The sequence below is a fragment of the Parasphingorhabdus sp. JC815 genome (genome assembly GCF_040717415.1).
Taxonomy (GTDB): Bacteria; Pseudomonadota; Alphaproteobacteria; order Sphingomonadales; family Sphingomonadaceae; genus Parasphingorhabdus.
On record NZ_JBFEFM010000001.1, the window covers coordinates 400,380 to 418,355 of the forward strand.

Annotated in this window: 17 protein-coding genes; 12 read left to right on the forward strand and 5 right to left on the reverse strand. The window is 50.9% G+C overall.

Translation table 11 applies throughout. The features are described 5' to 3' along the window. Nucleotides 1-56: 56 nt before the first annotated feature. The 4 genes from guaB to AB1K62_RS01960 all read left to right on the forward strand — a co-directional run bounded on the left by guaB (nt 57) and on the right by AB1K62_RS01960 (nt 3,659). Complete coding sequence (gene guaB / locus AB1K62_RS01945) at nt 57-1,520, forward strand: IMP dehydrogenase (RefSeq protein WP_367000804.1); 1,464 nt, start codon at nt 57-59, stop codon at nt 1,518-1,520. Between the two features lie 46 nt (nt 1,521-1,566). Next, nucleotides 1,567-1,854: a hypothetical protein gene (locus AB1K62_RS01950; RefSeq protein ID WP_367000806.1), complete on the forward strand. Its 288-nt coding sequence runs from the start codon at nt 1,567-1,569 to the stop codon at nt 1,852-1,854. Continuing rightward, nucleotides 1,851-3,041, forward strand: a complete 1,191-nt coding sequence (locus AB1K62_RS01955; RefSeq protein ID WP_367000808.1) for an RsmB/NOP family class I SAM-dependent RNA methyltransferase — start codon at nt 1,851-1,853, stop codon at nt 3,039-3,041. Before AB1K62_RS01950 ends, AB1K62_RS01955 begins: the two co-directional genes overlap by 4 nt. Before the next feature lie 84 nt (nt 3,042-3,125). Beyond that, nucleotides 3,126-3,659: a hypothetical protein gene (locus AB1K62_RS01960; protein ID WP_367000810.1), complete on the forward strand. Its 534-nt coding sequence runs from the start codon at nt 3,126-3,128 to the stop codon at nt 3,657-3,659. 49 nt (nt 3,660-3,708) lie between these two features. Here the strand turns inward: AB1K62_RS01960 and AB1K62_RS01965 are convergent, their stop codons facing one another. The 3 genes from AB1K62_RS01965 to AB1K62_RS01975 are packed head-to-tail and all read right to left on the reverse strand — an operon-like array spanning nt 3,709 to nt 6,169. Then, nucleotides 3,709-4,680, reverse strand: coding sequence for a DUF481 domain-containing protein (locus tag AB1K62_RS01965; RefSeq protein ID WP_367000812.1), 972 nt, complete (start codon nt 4,678-4,680; stop codon nt 3,709-3,711). A 30-nt stretch (nt 4,681-4,710) separates the two neighbouring features. After that, entirely contained in the window at nt 4,711-5,199 is a 489-nt protein-coding gene (locus AB1K62_RS01970) for an RNA pyrophosphohydrolase (protein ID WP_367000814.1), read from the reverse strand. 22 nt (nt 5,200-5,221) lie between these two features. Further along, on the reverse strand, nt 5,222-6,169 hold the full coding sequence (locus AB1K62_RS01975; protein WP_367000816.1) for an alpha/beta hydrolase: 948 nt from the start codon (nt 6,167-6,169) through the stop codon (nt 5,222-5,224). A gap of 211 nt (nt 6,170-6,380) precedes the next feature. On the opposite strand from AB1K62_RS01975, the gene AB1K62_RS01980 reads away from it, so the two are divergent. From AB1K62_RS01980 to AB1K62_RS02010, 7 genes are all read left to right on the forward strand, one after another. Continuing rightward, nucleotides 6,381-8,270 (forward strand): 2-oxoacid:acceptor oxidoreductase subunit alpha, encoded by a 1,890-nt coding sequence (locus AB1K62_RS01980; RefSeq protein WP_367000817.1) that lies wholly within the window; start codon nt 6,381-6,383, stop codon nt 8,268-8,270. Continuing rightward, nucleotides 8,267-9,295, forward strand: a complete 1,029-nt coding sequence (locus AB1K62_RS01985; RefSeq protein ID WP_367000818.1) for a 2-oxoacid:ferredoxin oxidoreductase subunit beta — start codon at nt 8,267-8,269, stop codon at nt 9,293-9,295. Before AB1K62_RS01980 ends, AB1K62_RS01985 begins: the two co-directional genes overlap by 4 nt. A 109-nt stretch (nt 9,296-9,404) precedes the next feature. Continuing rightward, complete coding sequence (locus AB1K62_RS01990) at nt 9,405-10,430, forward strand: metal-dependent hydrolase (RefSeq protein ID WP_367000819.1); 1,026 nt, start codon at nt 9,405-9,407, stop codon at nt 10,428-10,430. Continuing rightward, the gene (locus AB1K62_RS01995; protein WP_367000820.1) at nt 10,427-11,815 is read left to right on the forward strand and encodes a deoxyribodipyrimidine photo-lyase; all 1,389 of its coding nucleotides are present in this window, start codon (nt 10,427-10,429) and stop codon (nt 11,813-11,815) included. Before AB1K62_RS01990 ends, AB1K62_RS01995 begins: the two co-directional genes overlap by 4 nt. Further along, complete coding sequence (locus tag AB1K62_RS02000) at nt 11,812-12,597, forward strand: SDR family oxidoreductase (RefSeq protein ID WP_367002019.1); 786 nt, start codon at nt 11,812-11,814, stop codon at nt 12,595-12,597. The genes AB1K62_RS01995 and AB1K62_RS02000 overlap by 4 nt, the downstream gene beginning before the upstream one ends. Before the next feature lie 65 nt (nt 12,598-12,662). After that, complete coding sequence (locus tag AB1K62_RS02005; RefSeq protein ID WP_367000821.1) at nt 12,663-13,919, forward strand: cyclopropane-fatty-acyl-phospholipid synthase family protein; 1,257 nt, start codon at nt 12,663-12,665, stop codon at nt 13,917-13,919. Between the two features lie 19 nt (nt 13,920-13,938). Further along, nucleotides 13,939-15,180: a serine hydrolase gene (locus AB1K62_RS02010; RefSeq protein WP_367000822.1), complete on the forward strand. Its 1,242-nt coding sequence runs from the start codon at nt 13,939-13,941 to the stop codon at nt 15,178-15,180. On the opposite strand, the gene AB1K62_RS02015 is transcribed toward AB1K62_RS02010, so the two are convergent. Continuing rightward, nucleotides 15,173-15,874, reverse strand: a complete 702-nt coding sequence (locus tag AB1K62_RS02015) for an SDR family NAD(P)-dependent oxidoreductase (RefSeq protein WP_367000824.1) — start codon at nt 15,872-15,874, stop codon at nt 15,173-15,175. The genes AB1K62_RS02010 and AB1K62_RS02015 overlap by 8 nt on opposite strands. 27 nt (nt 15,875-15,901) lie before the next feature. Continuing rightward, nucleotides 15,902-17,395 (reverse strand): amidophosphoribosyltransferase, encoded by a 1,494-nt coding sequence (gene purF / locus AB1K62_RS02020; protein ID WP_367000825.1) that lies wholly within the window; start codon nt 17,393-17,395, stop codon nt 15,902-15,904. Nucleotides 17,396-17,587: 192 nt separating this feature from the next. Here purF and hisI point away from each other — a divergent pair, with 192 nt between their 5' ends. After that, nucleotides 17,588-17,962, forward strand: a complete 375-nt coding sequence (gene hisI, locus AB1K62_RS02025) for a phosphoribosyl-AMP cyclohydrolase (protein WP_367000827.1) — start codon at nt 17,588-17,590, stop codon at nt 17,960-17,962. The last annotated feature ends 14 nt before the right edge of the window (nt 17,963-17,976 follow it).

Here is a 17,976-nt window from a genome sequence, read left to right on the forward strand (position 1 = left end):
AATGGTTACATGGGCCGCCACAGAATCAAAATTAGCGCATTAGAAAGTGGCCTTCCATGAGCAAAGAAATCCGATCCGGACTTACTTTTGACGATGTCCTGTTACAGCCGGGGCCATCTGATATTATCCCTAGCCAGGCGAACACGCAAACCTGGTTGACCAAGGAAATTACGCTTAACATTCCTATCCTGTCATCGGCAATGGACACGGTTACGGAAGCTGACATGGCGATAGTTATGGCGCAATTGGGCGGTATTGGTGTGCTTCACCGTAATCTGACCATAGAACAACAAGTGGCAGCAGTGCGGCAAGTGAAACGGTTTGAATCCGGCATGGTTGTCAATCCGATCACCATTGCACCTGATGCTGTGCTGGCCGATGCCGAAGCGATCATGGAAGAGAACCGCATTTCAGGTATTCCGGTGGTGGAAGCTAATGGCAAGCTGGTCGGTATATTGACTAACCGTGATGTGCGCTTCGCCGAAAACCCGCAGCAACCCGTATCCGAGCTAATGACCAAGGAAGATTTGGTCACCGTTCCGGTTGGCGTCGGTCAAGAAGAAGCCCGGCGCATGCTGCATCAACGGCGGATCGAAAAATTACTGGTTGTTGATGACAGTTACCGCTGCGTCGGCCTGATTACCGTCAAAGACATTGAAAAAGCCGTCACCTACCCGCATGCAACCAAAGACAGCGCGGGCCGCCTGCGTATCGCCGCAGCTTCTACGGTTGGGGAAGCCGGGCTGGAACGGACTGAAGCGTTGATCGAAGCGGAATGCGACTTGATTGTGATCGACACCGCACACGGCCATAGCAGCATGGTTTCCAACGCGGTGGCGGAGGTAAAAAAACGCTCTCCCCATACCCAGATTATTGCCGGCAATGTTGCAACTGCCGCGGCCACGCGGGCGCTTATTGATGCTGGCGCAGACGGGGTTAAAGTGGGCATCGGGCCAGGCTCGATTTGCACGACCCGCGTTGTGGCCGGAGTCGGTGTGCCACAATTGACTGCAATTCTTGATTGTTCGGAAGAAGCAGATAAATCCGGTATTCCGGTGGTTGCCGATGGCGGGCTGCGTACATCCGGTGATGTTGCAAAGGCTTTGGCCGCTGGAGCATCTTCGGTAATGGTCGGATCGTTGCTGGCAGGAACCGAAGAAGCACCGGGCGGCACATTTTTATATCAAGGCCGCGCTTATAAAAATTATCGCGGAATGGGGTCGGTTGGCGCCATGGCCCGCGGGTCTGCGGACCGCTATTTCCAGCAGGATATTTCGGATCAGCTTAAACTGGTGCCAGAGGGTATTGAAGGACAGGTTCCGTTCAAAGGGCCGGTCAGCGATGTCGTGCATCAGCTTGTTGGCGGAGTGAAAGCGGCTATGGGTTATACTGGCTCCGCGACTCTCAAAGACATGCGCGAGCGGGCAGAGTTTGTTCAGATCACCAATGCCGGATTACAGGAAAGCCATGTGCATGATGTGTTGATTACGCGCGAAGCACCTAATTATCCCACGCGCTAATTATCCCACGCGTTAGGTCCAGTATAAAAGGTTTGATGCGAACGTGATGATCGAAGTATTTGCGCCTTATTTATTGATATTGCTCGGCTGGAATGACCATGCGCCTGAAGCGACGATGAAGATCATCCATGAACTGCATATCAGTGAGGCCGCTTGTATGAAGGCGGGGGAAGAGCGCATGAAAATGATAAATGCAGATCGCCAGAAGAGAACGAAAGAATATGAGGACGGACAAATAAAAACAGAAGCGAACAAGTTTTTCTGTGTGCCCTATCCACGCGATATTCAAAAGCCGCGCGATACCCAGAACCATCTTGAACTGGACGACAATTGACCCCGTCTGCGCGCCTGCAAGCGGCGATTGAGCTGCTTGACGAAATCATTGTCGCAGCACGGGACAATGGCGCGTCGGCTGATAATATCGCAAAAAAATTCTTTAAAGCGCGCCGCTATGCCGGATCAAAGGATCGCCGTGCGGTGCGGGAGCATGTTTATGCTGCCATCCGCTATTTCGGTGATCGTCCGGAAAATGGTCGGGCAGCAATGGCCGGGCTAGCCGAAAGCCAACCGGAATTACGCGCTTTGTTTGACGGCTCGGCTTATGGGCCGGCACTATTGACGGACGGCGAAGCACGGGCCAGCGGCAACGCGATAGCAGGCTGGCTGGAAAGTAAATTCGCGCAGCCGGTAAAAGGGGATGAGCAGACCGCTTTGTTTAACCGCGCGCCTCTGGATATTAGACTGAACTCCAAAAAAGCGGACAAAAATAAGCTCAGGGATATTTGGCCGGAGATAGAAGCATTGCCTTTGCCCGGTGCTTATCGCTTGCCCACCGGAACCAGTGTAGAAAACAGCTTGCCGTATAATGAAGGGCAGATTGAAATTCAGGACATGGGCAGTCAGGCGATTATCGCGGCCTGCTTATCCGGTAATCTGGCCGGTTTGCCGGAACTGGTCTTGGACATGTGCGCGGGGGCAGGCGGAAAAACGCTTGGTCTTGCCGCGCAGCTTCCTGAAAATGTGCGGATTATAGCTGCCGATACGGATCGCGGACGCTTGAGCCGTATTGAACCGCGTTTGCGTCGCTCGGGCACGCGGAATGTCGAAACTATGTTGCTGTCTCCCAATAAAGAAGAAGACGCGCTTCATTCGTTTTCAGGGCAGTGTGATCTGGTGCTGGTCGATGCACCGTGCACCGGCACCGGGACATGGCGGCGTAACCCGGAACTGCGCTGGCGGATGACGCCCAAGCGGTTGGATCAGACGGTTCAGCTTCAGGCGCGATTGCTGGATCTGGCGAGCAGTATGGTGAAACCGGGTGGGCGGCTGGTTTATGCAGTCTGCTCGCTGTTGGACGCAGAAGGCGGCGATCAGACAGAGCGCTTCCTGAAAAGCCACGACGAATGGCGAGATATAGAGGTTGATTTACCGATAGGACGCCCATATCGTAAAGGAACATTACTTACCCCGTATCATGACGGAACAGATGGCTTTTATTTTACCTGTCTCGAAAAAATGTGATAGAAAATCATGACAGGTGAGATCATGTTCACTGAACGTGCAGAAAAACCTGTTAAACAGCACGAGTCTTTATTGGAGCTAATTATGCGTTTTTCGCCCGCAGCCCTTGCCCTGTCCCTGGTTTTAGCGACTGTTTCCAGTGTCAGTTTCGGACAGTCGGCAGATGTGGAAATTAAGGCCCGCTCGGTGGCTTATATGGAGCGCGGAGCAGCAGCACAAAAAGACGGTAATCTGGTGCTGGCTACGGACCTATATGAAACCGCGCTGGCAGTTGATCCGCGTAACGGCTCGGCCTTTATCGCTTTGGCGCAAATCGCAAGGGCACAGGATTTACCGGGTAAGGCCATCCGTCTTTACCGCGAAGCGTTAATCCTTGACCCCAATAATCTGGACGCTCTTGCCGGCCAGGGAGAAGCGCTGGTTCAGCGCGGTGCTATTGAAAAAGCGAAGGTCAACCTGTCGAGGATAGAAACATTGTGCCGGACCCGTTGCCCGCAAACCGCCCAATTATCTGCGTTCATCACAAAAGCGGAAAAAGCGCCGATCATGTCTGCGCAAGCCAGCACATCCAAGCCGAAAATCGGTGATGATCAATCGGAAGAACCCAAGTCTGAATAAGCGGCTTGGCTAAGCTGTTTTACCGCGATTGCAAAGCTTAAACACTGGCTTAAAAGTCATAAACCAGCGTCGCGCGGCTGAGCGTATCGGTTTTTTTACGGCCCACAGGCGGGTTGGTTTCATGTTCGACCACATAAGACAAACGCGCTGATAATTTGCCGCTAATCTTTGCGTCAATTGCTGTCTTGGCGGTCAATGTATTTGTGCCGGATGAGAAAATAGCAGTCGCGCTGCTCAAACTTTGTGCGTCCGACGCTATGGTCGCCCCCGCACCTTGTGTAAGTTTGACTCTTTCGGCAATTTGCCACGCCATATCCATGCCGATAAGTCCGGCAAGTCCACTATCCGTTCCGCCGCCAATATATTCGGTTAATCGCCAAGCCGGACCGGCTTTCACATCCAGCCGGATGTCGTCTTCTTTGATGACGGTATAGCCAATCCCGCCGGACAGGGTGTAGCGGGCAGAAACGCCCTGAAGCCGGTCGCGGTCATATTGCGTTAACCCAAAGAAAAACAGCCGGTCATTCATTTTATATTCCGGCTCTAAAGCGGCGGAAAACTGCTCTTTGCTCGTGCTGCCGTTATTGCGTTGATAATCGGCCCGCGCGTGCAGTTTCAGGCGCCACTTAACGGCGTCTTTAACCAGTTTCAGGCCGGCACTAAGGCCGACATTATCGGAGTTTCCGGTGTTGCGAAAGCCGCCCAGTTCCCCTTCGCCTGACCAGTTATCAAAGAAAGGCGCTTCCATTTTAGCCAGTTTTTTTTCTTCTGCCTGCTGCTTTTTCGCTTCGGCCAGCTGCGCCTTTTTTTCATTATAAGGCGTAAGCATAGTATCGATTTCGGCGCTATCATCGGGATGGGTCAGTTTGGCAAATTTGACCACCGACTGGATTTCGGCGTCATTGCCGGATTCAATGGCCGCTTTGACCATGGCCTTGACTGGCTCAGGCAAGGCCGCATGCGCTGGAGCGGTGACACTGGCTAATGCCACAGGAATTGGCAGAGCTATCATTCGTAACATATTATAATCCCGTATCAATTTTGATGTTACTCAGATAAGCGGTCCAAATTCCTGAAGGAGGGAACGATATAAATCTCTTTTAAACGGCACGATCAAATCCGGTAATTCTGTTGGATCAGCCCATTTCCATTTCAGAAATTCCGGATGGTCCGTGGCAATATTGACATGCTTGTCTTCGCCTGTAAACCGCATGAGGAACCATGCTTGTCGCTGACCGCGATATTTTCCTTTCCAGATTTTTCCCAATAATTCGTCGGGCAAGTCATAAAGATACTGCTCCTTACTACGCGCAATAATCCGGGCGTGATTGCGGGTGATCCCGGTTTCCTCTTCCAGTTCACGGAACGCAGCGGTCTCACTGTCTTCCCCTTCGTCGATACCGCCCTGCGGCATTTGCCAGGCATCGGGATAGGCGCTTTGCGGCGCGTCCATCCTTTGCCCGACAAAAACCTGTCCGCGCGTATTGGCCAACATGATACCTGCACAAGGCCGGTAAGGAAGCGCGCTAAAATCGTTCATGATACTATAAGGTTGCTTTCGCTTAAGTTGTTTTCGCCAAAGTTGCTTTCAGGGCATTGCAAATGCCGTCCACATCCTGCTGCGAAGAGGGTATACCCTTACGCAAACAGATTAATCCATGGACATTGCCCTTTGCCTCGTGGAACATCAGCGGCACACCGGCTGCGACCAGCTTTGCTCCATAAGCCCGTCCCTGATCACGCAGCGGATCAAGACCGCCGGTAATTAACACAGTCGGCGGACTGCTCGCAAGATCACCATGAATCGGATCGCAGCGCACATCGCCCGCTTTACCCGCATAATGTTTGTGGAAATAATCCATTGAGGCTTTGGTTAGCAAGAACCCTTCCGCAAATTCCTCCATTGATCCGCCCGAAGCGGTGCTATCAACCACCGGATAGATCGGAACTTGGGCGATGACCGGAACTGCCGCCGGTTTTTTGGCCAAATCCTGTGCCACTACAATCGCCAGATTTCCGCCCGCGCTGTCACCACAAGGGATTAAACCGTCAATTTCAATGCCAAGCGCGCTGCTTGCGTTTTCCGCGATCCACCGTGTGGCCGCTTCACAATCATCGGGGGCGGCGGGGAAGGGGGCTTCGGGTGCAAGCCGGTAATCTACGGCAATCAGGGGCAAGTCCATCTGCGCCGCCATTTCGGTACAAAAAGGATGGTGGCTTTCCAAATCACCGATCACAAATCCGCCGCCGTGATAAAATATAATAGCCGGACCTTTTTCGCGATTTTCGCGCTTGTCATAATAGCGCAGCTTGATGTCACCCGCTGGTCCCGGACAGGACAGATCTTTGATAACAGCCAGTTCCGTTGGCTCCACATCAACCAGATAGCGCATGGCAACATAAGCCTCACGCGCCGCTGCGGGTTCCAGTTGGTCAAGCGGAGGTTGCTCCGCTGCTGCCAGCATTGCTAGCATTGCTTGCGTATCGGGCCGCACAAAAGCATTGGTCATCCTGTAATCTCCCTATTACATATTGTTTTGCTACTTATCTCTTGGCGAGTAGATCAGCAGAGGCTAACTAGGCAAGGTTAATCTGTGTAAAGCGGATGATGATGAATCGTTTCAAACAAAAACTTTAACCCTAGTAGTTTTTATGGTTTGAAGCAGATGGTGGAAGTGCTTTATCGCTTCGGCCAATCGTGATGGATACGGAAAATTATTTATGGCTACGGCGTTAAAGCAAAAAGATAATGGTAACAATCGACCCGAAGATGCGGAAAACGTCGTCGTACGTTTTGCGGGTGACAGTGGTGACGGAATGCAGCTTACGGGCGGGCAATTCACTTTGTCCACGGCTCTGGCAGGCAGTGACCTTGCGACATTTCCTGACTTCCCTGCTGAAATTCGCGCGCCGCAAGGTACGTTATTTGGTGTATCTGCTTTCCAGATCAATTTTGGTAGCCGCGCCATTGAAACAGCAGGGGATCAACCGGATGTCCTGATTGCCATGAATCCGGCTGCTTTGAAAACCAATGTTGAGTCTCTGCGTGAGGGCGGCTTGATTATCGCTGACGAAGGCGAGTTCGGAAAACGCAATCTCGATAAAGCGAAATATGAAGTCAATCCGCTGGAAGATGGTTCGCTGGCCAAATGGCAATTGCTGAAGCTCGACATTTCAGCCTTGACTTTGGAAGCGGTGAAACCTTTTGGCCTTGGAAATAAAGAAGCATTGCGCTGTAAAAACATGTGGACGCTGGGACTGGCGCTGTGGATGTTTGAGCGCGACCGGCAACCGATTGTCGATTGGTTGAAAAGCAAATTTGCGAAATTGCCCGATATTGCCGATGCCAACATAGCAGCGTTAAATGCCGGTCATGCCTATGGCGAAACGGCTGAGCTTTCGGGTGACGGGCTTGGCAGCGGCCATTTGACTACGCGTAAAGTCGGCGCGGCTCCATCGGTGCCGGGCACATATCGCACCGTGACCGGAGCAGAAGCATTGTCCCTGGGTCTGGTTGCCGGGACACAGCTTGCAGAATTACCAATGTTCTTCGGCGGTTATCCGATTACTCCGGCCTCTGCGGTTCTTCACCATTTGTCTCGCCTCAAGGAATTTGGCGTGACGACCTTTCAGGCCGAAGATGAAATCGCGGCCATCGCTGCGGCCATTGGCGCAAGCTATGCCGGCAAGCTGGGTATTACATCTTCATCCGGTCCGGGTATTGCGCTGAAAGGTGAGGCAATGGGATTGGCGATCATGACCGAGCTGCCCTTGGTCATCGTCAACAGCCAGCGCGGCGGACCTTCTACCGGCCTGCCGACAAAGACCGAGCAATCGGACCTGTATCAAGCGGTCTATGGCCGCAATGGCGACGCGCCGATGCCGGTTATCGCTGCGCGCTCTCCCGGCGATGCGTTTGAATGTGCGATAGAAGCTGTCCGCATTGCGGTGCAATATATGACACCGGTCATGCTGCTTACCGACGGTTATATCGCCAATGCCGCAGAGCCTTGGAAAATTCCTGATGTTGATAATCTGGAGCCTTTTCCGACGACCTTCCTCGATAAAATGCCCGAAGGTGGATTGAAGCCTTATTCGCGTGACGAAAAGCTCGCGCGGCCATGGATTAAGCCGGGTACGCCGGAATTGATGCACCGCATTGGCGGCATTGAAAAAGGGATTGATACCGGCCATATTGAATATGGCGCGGCCAACCACCAGAAAATGACCGAGATCCGCCGTGACAAGGTGTTGGGCGTTGCGAACAGCATTCCCGAACAGGATGTTGCCATGGGCAAAGCTGGCGGGAAACTGGCCGTTGTTGGCTGGGGATCGACTTTTGGTCCGATACATCAGGCTGTGCGCCGGGCCGTGGACGCAGGTAAGGATGTCTCGCATATCCATATCCGCCACATCTGGCCAATGCCGAAAAACCTTGGTGATCTGCTGAAAAGCTATGACCGCGTGATTGTTCCGGAAATGAATGCCGGACAGTTGAAAACATTATTGCGCGATCAATATCTGGTTGATGCCAAGCCTGTTAACAAAATATCGGGTCAGCCCTTTACCATTGCCGAAATTGAAACGGCGATCGAGGAGAATCTGTCATGAACGAGATGACAAAAATCACGACATTGAAAGACTGGGAAACGGATCAGGAAGTGCGCTGGTGCCCCGGCTGCGGTGATTATGCGATCCTCAAAGCGGTGCAACGGACCATGCCGGAACTGGGTGTCCGGCCCGAAGATACGGTGTTTATCAGCGGTATCGGATGTTCCTCACGCTTCCCATATTATATGGAGACATACGGTTTTCACACGATCCATGGCCGCGCGCCAGCGGTGGCAACCGGCGCGAAGCTGGCCAATCCCGATCTGGATGTCTGGATCATTACCGGTGACGGCGATGCTCTGTCGATTGGCGGCAATCATACAATGCACTTGCTGCGCCGTAATCTGGATTGCCAGATCATGCTTTTCAACAATGAGATTTACGGTCTAACCAAGGGGCAATATTCCCCGACATCACGGGTGGGAACAAACAGCCCATCGACGCCATTTGGTTCGGTGGATCGTCCTGCCAGTCCTTGTGCATTTGCCCTTGGTGCAGGAGCGCGGTTCATTGCGCGTGCAATTGATGTGCATAAAGACCTGACCAATGTTTTGAAATCAGCGCATTCCCATAAGGGAGCAGCATTTATCGAGATATTTCAAAACTGTATCGTCTATAATAAAGATGTATTCGAGGAATTTGCTGCCAAGAAAACCGCCGCTTCAACACAATTGTTGCTGGCTGACGGTGAACCCATGTTGTTTGAAAAAGGCGCAAAGGGCATCACGCTCGACCGCGAAACATTGTCGCTGAAAGTGGTTGATGTTGTCGATGGTGACTGGCAGGCGGCGGACGTTATCGTTCATGATGTGACCAACCGTTCGGTCGCGCATATGCTGATCGAAATGCCCTTTGGTGAATTTCCTATGGCGATCGGTGTGCTTTATGATGATCCACGCCCGACCTTTGATGATGCTGTGGTTGAACAAAATGCACAGGCGGCCAAAGGTAAAAAAGCGGATCTACAGGCGTTGCTCAACAAAGGGCAAACATGGACCGTGACCGAGGGTGGGCCAGAGCTTTAGATTGTAATGCCGGGAGCTTTCTTGGTGTGAACTTAGTGAACTTAGCGGGTTGAGTTAGCTGCGTGTCGGCTATCTATCGCACCGGGCTTTTTAGAGCTATGCCCGACAAATGGATAATCTGACTCACAGCCTCGCTGGCGCTGTTCTTGGCCAGCTCGGCCTAAAAAAGAAAACCGGACTTGGCATGGCGACGCTGATCATCGCCGCCAATATTCCCGACATTGATGCGGTAGCGACCTTGCTGGGCGGTGTGCAGCATCTCGCTATTCGCAGGGGCATTACCCATGGTCCGCTTGCGATGTTGATCCTGCCGATCATCCTCGCTGGCATCATGATCTGGTTTGATAATTGGCAGTCACGGCGCGGCCAGAAAAAATGGGGACGTTCACCCACACGTTTACCAGTTCATAAGGGCTGGCTGTTGACGCTTGCCTATATTGGCTGTTTAAGTCACCCTGCGCTGGATTGGCTAAACAGCTATGGCATCCGCTTGCTGGAGCCATTTTCATCGCGCTGGTTTTATGGCGACAGCATTTTTATCATCGACATCTGGATCTGGGCGGCGCTGATCGCCGGTGTCTGGATATCCCGTAGGCGGGAGAAAATGAAACAGGCAGACTGGCAGCGACCTGCATGGATCAGCTTTGCTACGGTTAGCGCGTATATTTTTACCAATGGCCTGATTACTGGAAAGGCGGAAGCAGATACGGCGATAGCGGTTGAGCAAGGCTCTGGAGTAACGCCGGTGCAGGTTGTTGCCAATCCCGTACCCATCACATTTTGGCGACGTGATGTCATCTGGCAAATGACCGGACGTAATGGGAAGATATATGGTGAAGCACAATTTGATCTGATGAATTCAGAAAAGCTCAACTGGCAAGTTCCGCTCGTTCAAAGCAACGCATCGCCGGAATTGATCGAAAAATCCAAGGCGATGAATGCCGATGTAAGAGATTTTTTGTTTTGGGCGCGATTACCAGTGTTCTTAAAAGAAGATAGAACCGGAGCGGGTCCGGGATTTGTGCTCAATATCTCGGATATGCGGTTTCAAAGTCCCGTGGCGCAAAGCCGGTTTTCGGTACAGGCTAATATCTCACTTGATAAATTGTCCACAACAGAAGCAGGTAGCAAATGAACAGCCCCGTTATCATTTGGTTTCGCCGCGATTTACGATTATCTGATCAAGCCGCGGTGACGGCTGCTGCAGCGCGCGGTCCCGTCATTCCAGTTTTCGTGCTTGATGACGAAACGCCCGGAGATCGCAAAATGGGCGCGGCATCACGCTGGTGGCTGCATCATAGCCTAAAATCCTTAGATCAGCGTTTGCGAGAGAAGGACTCGCGGCTTATTTTGAAATGTGGAAATGCTGGAAAAGTCCTTGCTGATATTGCTCGGGAGGCTGGCGCGAAGGAAATCCATGCTTTGCATCACTATGAGCCATGGTGGCTGAATGCTGAAAAAAAAGTGCGGGATGCTTTGGATAACAAGGCGGAACTGGTATTGCATGACGGCAACTATCTTTTGCCTCCGGGCGTTGTAACAACAGGAAACGGTGACCCATATAAAATATTTACACCATTCTGGAAGTCATTGCGCGCTATTATGCCGCCGTCTGACACAGTGCCTGTGCCGCAAAAACTGGAAAGTCCGCAACAATGGCCGTTAGGAGACAATCTGGAAGATTGGAAATTGCTGCCAAGTCCCAATTGGGCTGCCGGCTTTGAGGATGTATGGAAGCCCGGCGAGAATGGCGCTCGTGCCAATGTGGATAAATTTATTGAGAAAGCACCTCACTATGACGCGGGCCGCAACCTTCCGTCGAAGCAATTGGTATCCCGATTATCGCCGCATCTCCATTTCGGTGAGATTAGTCCATCTCATGTCTGGCATCGGATAACGGCTCATCATTCTAATGTGGAAACCTATCTGAAAGAATTGGGTTGGCGTGATTACGCACAAACTGTGATCTATCAATTCCCGCAATATGGTAGTGAAAGTTACCGCGAGCAATTCTGTATATTTCCTTGGCGTGATATGGGGGATGCTCAGGTCAGGAAAGAATTCAAGGCGTGGTGCGACGGCGAGACTGGCTATCCGATTGTCGATGCCGGTATGCGTGAACTATGGTCGACAGGCTGGATGCACAATCGCGTGCGGATGATTGCCGCGAGCTTTTTGATAAAACATTTGCTAATCGACTGGCGTGAAGGTGAGCAATGGTTTTGGGATACGCTTGTAGATGCTGACTTTGCGTCAAACAGCGTCAATTGGCAATGGGTCGCAGGAACAGGGGTAGATAGCAACATGTTCGTCCGGATCATGGCACCCTTGACACAATCAGAAAAATTCAACGCTGGTGATTATATTCGTAAATGGGTGCCGGAGTTAGCTGATATCAGTGATCCATATATACATGATCCAGAAGAAGATGGAGTGAAACCAGCTAATTATCCCACAAAGATAATAAGTCACAAGAATGCGCGCGAACGCGCTTTGACAGCTTATAGAGAGATTAAATAACGGGACGGTTATCAGGAAAATATTGCATCATAACCGGCGCTGCACGTGGGATAGGCAAAGCAATTGCGCGAGCGTTTATCACGGAGGGTGCGAAGGTCTTATTGACCGATAAAGATTCCGAAACATTGACGCAAACAGGGCTGGAGTTGCAATCTCCTATCTTCGTGATGAATATTGAGAGTGAAGCGGATTGGGAACGTCTTGCCGAACTATATCCCGCCGTTGATGTAGTCGTAAACAATACCGGGATAACCGGATTTGAAAAAGGCCCGGCCCCACATGATCCGGAAAATGTCTCGCTCGATGACTGGCGCGCAGTGCACCGTGTAAATCTTGACGGTACATTTCTGGGGTGTCGCTATGCTATCCGCGCTATGAAGGATAAGGGCAAAGGAGCAATTATCAATATTTCGTCGCGGTCGGGCCAGGTCGGCATAGCCGGTGCGGCGGCCTATGCATCATCCAAAGCAGCAATTCGCAACCACAGTAAATCAGTGGCTCTTTATTGTGCGCAATCAGGTTGGAATATCCGATGCAATTCGATTCATCCCGCTGCAATTATGACGCCGATGTGGGAACCGATGCTTGGTCATGGAGAGCAAAGACAGGTTATGAAAAAGGCTTTAGTGCGCGATACACCGCTAAAACGCTTTGGTGAGGCAAAGGAAGTCGCGGCACTAGCGTTGCTACTGGCATCTGATGAGGCCACATATATCACCGGTACGGAAATGACGATTGACGGCGGCATCCTGGCAGGATCAGCTGCGTCACCAGGGTCTTGAGCCACGATTTTAGGGAAGGATAGTTCTGCATTGCCAAGCAGTTACCGCTAGTCCATATTCAAGCCATGAATGCTGAATCACCTAAACGTGGCAGCCATTTTCTTGGCGCGCGCAAGCGGTTCGGAACCGGAGGCGGGTTGTTCGCGCGTATCACAGCGCCGGGTTTCCACCGGATATTGGACCGGATTGATGCCGGGGTCGATCATGGCACGTTTGTTGGCAAGTTGCCCGATGGTACTACCCGGATGATTGGTGGCAGGGGTGAAGGACCCAAGGCAGAAATCACAATTTATAGCTGGAACGCGCTGCTTAGGTTAGTCAATAGCGGTTCGGTAGGCTGGTACCGTGCATGGGAATTGGGGGAGTGGGAAAGTCCTGATCTTGTCCCATTATTTGATCTGTTTACCCGCAATAGAGCCGGATTAAAAGACACGGGTCGCGCTTCCGGAGTTTTTCGCTGGATTGCAAAAATACGCCATTCACGTCGACATAATGATAAGTTTCGTGCGCGCCAGAATATTCAATATCATTATGATCTTGGCAATGATTTCTATCAGCTATGGCTCGATAAAAGCATGAGCTATTCAAGTGCTATTTTTGAGGACAGCACGGGAAAAACCAAGTCTTTGGAGAAAGCACAAGCCAAAAAGATCGCTGCAATAGCGCGGCGTCTGAATAGTAAGGCCGGTCAGAAGGTTTTGGAAATAGGCTGCGGCTGGGGATATCTTTCTGCTACCTTGGCTCGGGAATATGGTCTGGATGTGACCGGAATATCGTTGTCAAATGAGCAAACCCTGTGGGCGCGTAACCGTCATCCGGAGGCGAATTTCCTTATTCAGGATTACCGCGATGTCGCCGATCAATATGACGCAATTGTGAGCGTTGAAATGGTCGAAGCAGTTGGCCAGAAATATTGGCCAGATGTTCTGGATTGTATTGCGCGGAATCTGAAACCCGGCGGTAGGGCAGCAATTCAGTATATTAGTATAGCGGATGATATTTTTGAACAATATGCGGCCAGCGCGGACTTTATCCAGACATATGTATTTCCTGGGGGAATGTTGCTTTCTGAAAGTCGTTTTCGTGCACTAGCTGAGGAGCGCGGACTTAGTTGGTCCGACCAACATGATTTTGGCTCTGATTATGCTGAAACATTGCGACTTTGGCGTGAGCGTTTTGACGCAATTGTCGAGGCGGGAAAACTACCGATAGGCTTTGATGAGAGGTTTGTACGGCTGTGGCGATATTATCTGGCATATTGCGAAGGCGGGTTTAGCGGTGGTGGAACAAATGTCTCGCAGGTTACTTTGATAAAACAATAATATTAGTGGGGGAGTGACTATGAAGTTGGGGAAAAGTCTGATTGTCGCAATGACAGGGGTAGGAATATGTCTGGCTTTGCCGGGCTGTGAGAAGGTCAAGGAAGTCGCCGCAGATGCGGCCGGCTTGCCGACTGATAAAAATATTCTCTTCTGGACCAATGATCAGCGTAACAAAGCGTTCCGGATGATGGATTCGCTGGTCCCGTCCAACACAATCGCGGCTGGCGAGAAACCTCGAATATTGGAACAGGGCAAAGCATTGCCTGATGAGTTTCAGGTGGATGGCAAATCCTTGTCGATAGACCAATATATGGCTGACCAGAATGCTGCAGGTATCGTGATATTACAGAACGGAAAGATCCGGCTTGAAAAATATCGCATGGATTTTGGGAAGGATGACCGCTGGACTTCATTTTCAGTGGCAAAATCTTTGGTTTCAACGATGGTTGGGGCGGCAATCAAGGACGGTTATATAAAATCCCTAGACGATCCGCTGGTCGATTATATTCCGGAACTGAAAGACAGCGGATATGACGGCGTTACGGTGCAACAGCTTTTGACCATGACATCGGGTGTGAAGTGGAATGAAGATTATGCTGATCCGAAATCCGATGTTGCATTGTTCAACAACGCCAAACCCGTTGACGGCGTTGACCCGATCATTGTTTATATGAAAACGCTGAAGAACGAGGCCGAGCCGGGAACGCGCTGGCAATATAATACCGGCGAAACCAATTTGATTGGCGTGCTGGTGGCTAAAGCTACGGGTAAGACTATTTCCGATTATCTCTCGGAAAAAATATGGGTGCCCTATGGCATGTCACATGACGCGGAGTGGCTGTTAAATGAAGGTGGCAAAGAGATAGGCGGTTGCTGTATCTCTGCTACGATCAGGGATTACGCATTATTTGGCCAGTTTGCGATGAACGACGGAAAAATCAGAAATGAAAGCATTGTACCGGATGCTTGGTTTGCCAAGGCTGGCACGAAACAGGCGGATATAGGAGTGCCGGGGCGCGGCTATGGTTATCAGTGGTGGACGTTTGATGACGGCAGTTTCGCTGCTCAGGGTATTTTCGGGCAAGGAATATTTGTCGATCCGGCTCGTAAGCTGGTCATCGCTAGCAATGGAAACTGGCCAAGTGCTTCGCCGGATGACAAGAAAAATCAGCGCATTGCTTTTTACAACGGAGTTCAGGCCTATCTAGATTCAGAGGCAAGCGAAGCAGGGCAGATAGAAGGTACCAGCGACGTTAATTGAGATCGAAGCGTTCACCAGTTTCAAAATCACTTGAGAGTATCTCGGCTATACGATCAGCCACCACCTCTGGCGCTTTGACTGACTGCGGATCTTCGCCGGGATAGGCACGGGCTCGCATTTCTGTACGGGTGCGGCCGGGGTTAATGATGGCAATCCGCAATTTGGCCAGATTGCGCATCTCTTCACCATAGCTCGTCACCAGTGTTTCGAGAGCCGCTTTCGATGCGCCATAGGCACCCCAAAAGGGGCGCGGTGATCGACCAACGCTGCTGGTTATGGCGAGCAGCCGGGCATCCTCACTCTTACGCATCATCGCGTCGAAACCTGCAATCAATGCCTGTTGTGCGATCAGGTTCAGAGTCAAAACATTGTTAAATTCTTTGCCGTCAATTGCCGGAACCGGTGACAATGAACCAAGCATAGCGGCATTCAGCACCATGATATCCAGCGCATCCCAACGATCAGAAATCGCCTGCGCCAGTCTGCCGATGCTATCCCCATCAGTCAGGTCCAGAGGGGCAATAGTTGCATTACCGCCAGCCCGATGGATGATCTCCTCAACCTCTTCAAGGTCTTTGGCGGTGCGGGCAGTCAGTATGACATGCGCACCTTTTTTAGCCAGAGCGATTGCGGTTGCCGCGCCTATGCCCCGACTCGCGCCAGTCACCAGTGCCAGTTGATTCTTGAAACTCATTGGTTGATTTACCTGCAAATGATCAGCTTATCCGGCTTGTCCGGCCAGTATCGGTGCTTCTTTGACGGTCGTTTTCTCATTCAGCATAGTAAGCTGATCAGACTGCAACTGATCTTCCTGATCAGTGAGGTGGGTCGGATATGCTCCCGTGAAGCAAGCGTCACAATATTGTGGCTTAATATCTTGCCGTGCTTCTTCACCAACAGCACGGTAAAGACCGTCGATGGAGATGAAAGACAGGCTGTCAGCCTGGATATATTCGCACATTTGATTAACGGATTTCATCGCCGCGAGTAGTTTTTCACGCTTTGGTGTATTCACCCCATAGAAACAGCTGTGCATTGTAGGAGGGCTTGCAATACGCATATGGACCTCGGCTGCGCCGGCTTCCCGCATCATTTGCACGATTTTCAGGCTGGTTGTCCCGCGAACGATGCTGTCGTCAATCAAGACAATCTTCTTGCCATTCACTAAAGGTCTGTTGGCATTATGTTTTAGTTTCACACCAAGATGGCGGACACCGTCTCCGGGCTGGATGAATGTTCTGCCGACATAGTGAGAACGAATAATTCCGAGTTCAAACGGAATACCTGATTGTTCGGCATAGCCAATTGCTGCTGGAGTTCCGCTATCCGGAACGGGAATAACATAATCCGCGTCAACAGGATTTTCGATTGCTAGCTGTGCACCGATCTCCTTGCGTACACTATAGACAGAGGACCCATCAACGATCGAATCCGGTCGAGAAAAATAAACATGTTCAAATATGCAAGGGCGAGCATTGGTTTGTCCAAATGGTCGATGTGAGCGCATTTCACCGTTGGAAACGACGACTAATTCTCCAGCTTCCACGCTGCGAACATATTCTGCTCCAACCAGGTCGAGTGCTACTGTTTCTGATGCGAATATGTAAGTATTATCAATTTTGCCGATAACCAAAGGCCTTATACCTAGCGGATCACGGCATGCTATCATGCCGTCCGGCGTCAAGCAGATCAGTGAATAAGCACCTTCCACTCTTCGCAGAGCATCAATGAATTTATCGAGCAATGTGCGATATTTTGATGTGGCCAGTAGATGTATTATGACTTCGGTGTCGCTTGTAGATTGAAATATCGAACCATTTTGCACAAGTTCATTCCGAAGCTTTAGCGCATTGGATATATTACCATTATGCGCAATCGCAAAACCACCGGTAGCCAGTTCCGCTTCAAGTGGCTGAATATTCCGCAACGTTCCAGCGCCCGTGGTCGAATAACGAACATGTCCGCAAGCGTAATCGCCGCTGAGTTTGTCCATAACTTCACGGCTATCAAAATTACCGGCAACCGGGCCAAGAGCGCGGTGACTATAAAATTCCTGTCCATTACGGCATGTGATTCCGGCCGCTTCCTGGCCACGATGCTGCAAAGCATGAAGTCCAAGCGCAACCATTGCCGCAGCGTCCTCGGCGCCGGCCACGCCAAATACCCCGCATTCTTCACGAAGCTTGTCATCATCGAACGGGTGAGTTGTAAGCATATCGCACCTTACTGCTAAAATATTAGCGCCATCATGGCTGGAGTTCGCGTATGGCAGCGATATAGGTATGATTAATCGGTTTGTCTCCCCTAGCTTGTAAATAAATTGTCATAATCTGTACTGAGGCAATTCAAATATACGAAAGGTTGGTTTTGCGTTGCGTAGAAGGTTCCGTGCTTCTAATTTAATAGAATGAAAGATAAACATAAAACTGATCGGGAGACCGGATCAGAGCTTAATCCGAAATATGATTCGAACGGCCTCATATCCGCTGTAGTGACGGATTCTTCATCCGGTAATATACTGATGGTCGCTTTTATGAACGCCGAAGCGTTGGATCTGACACTGAAAACTGATGTCGCCCATTTCTATTCGCGGAGTCGTCAGACACTTTGGAAAAAAGGTGAGACTTCGGGAAATATTCTCAATGTTGTCGAAGTGCTGATAGATTGTGATCAAGATGCTTTATGGATTAAAGCAAAGCCTTCCGGCCCGACATGTCATACCGGCGCAGATAGCTGTTTTTATCGGAAAATTGAAAATGGTCAATTGAGAGATGTCGAGTGAAATGGGGGAGGGCC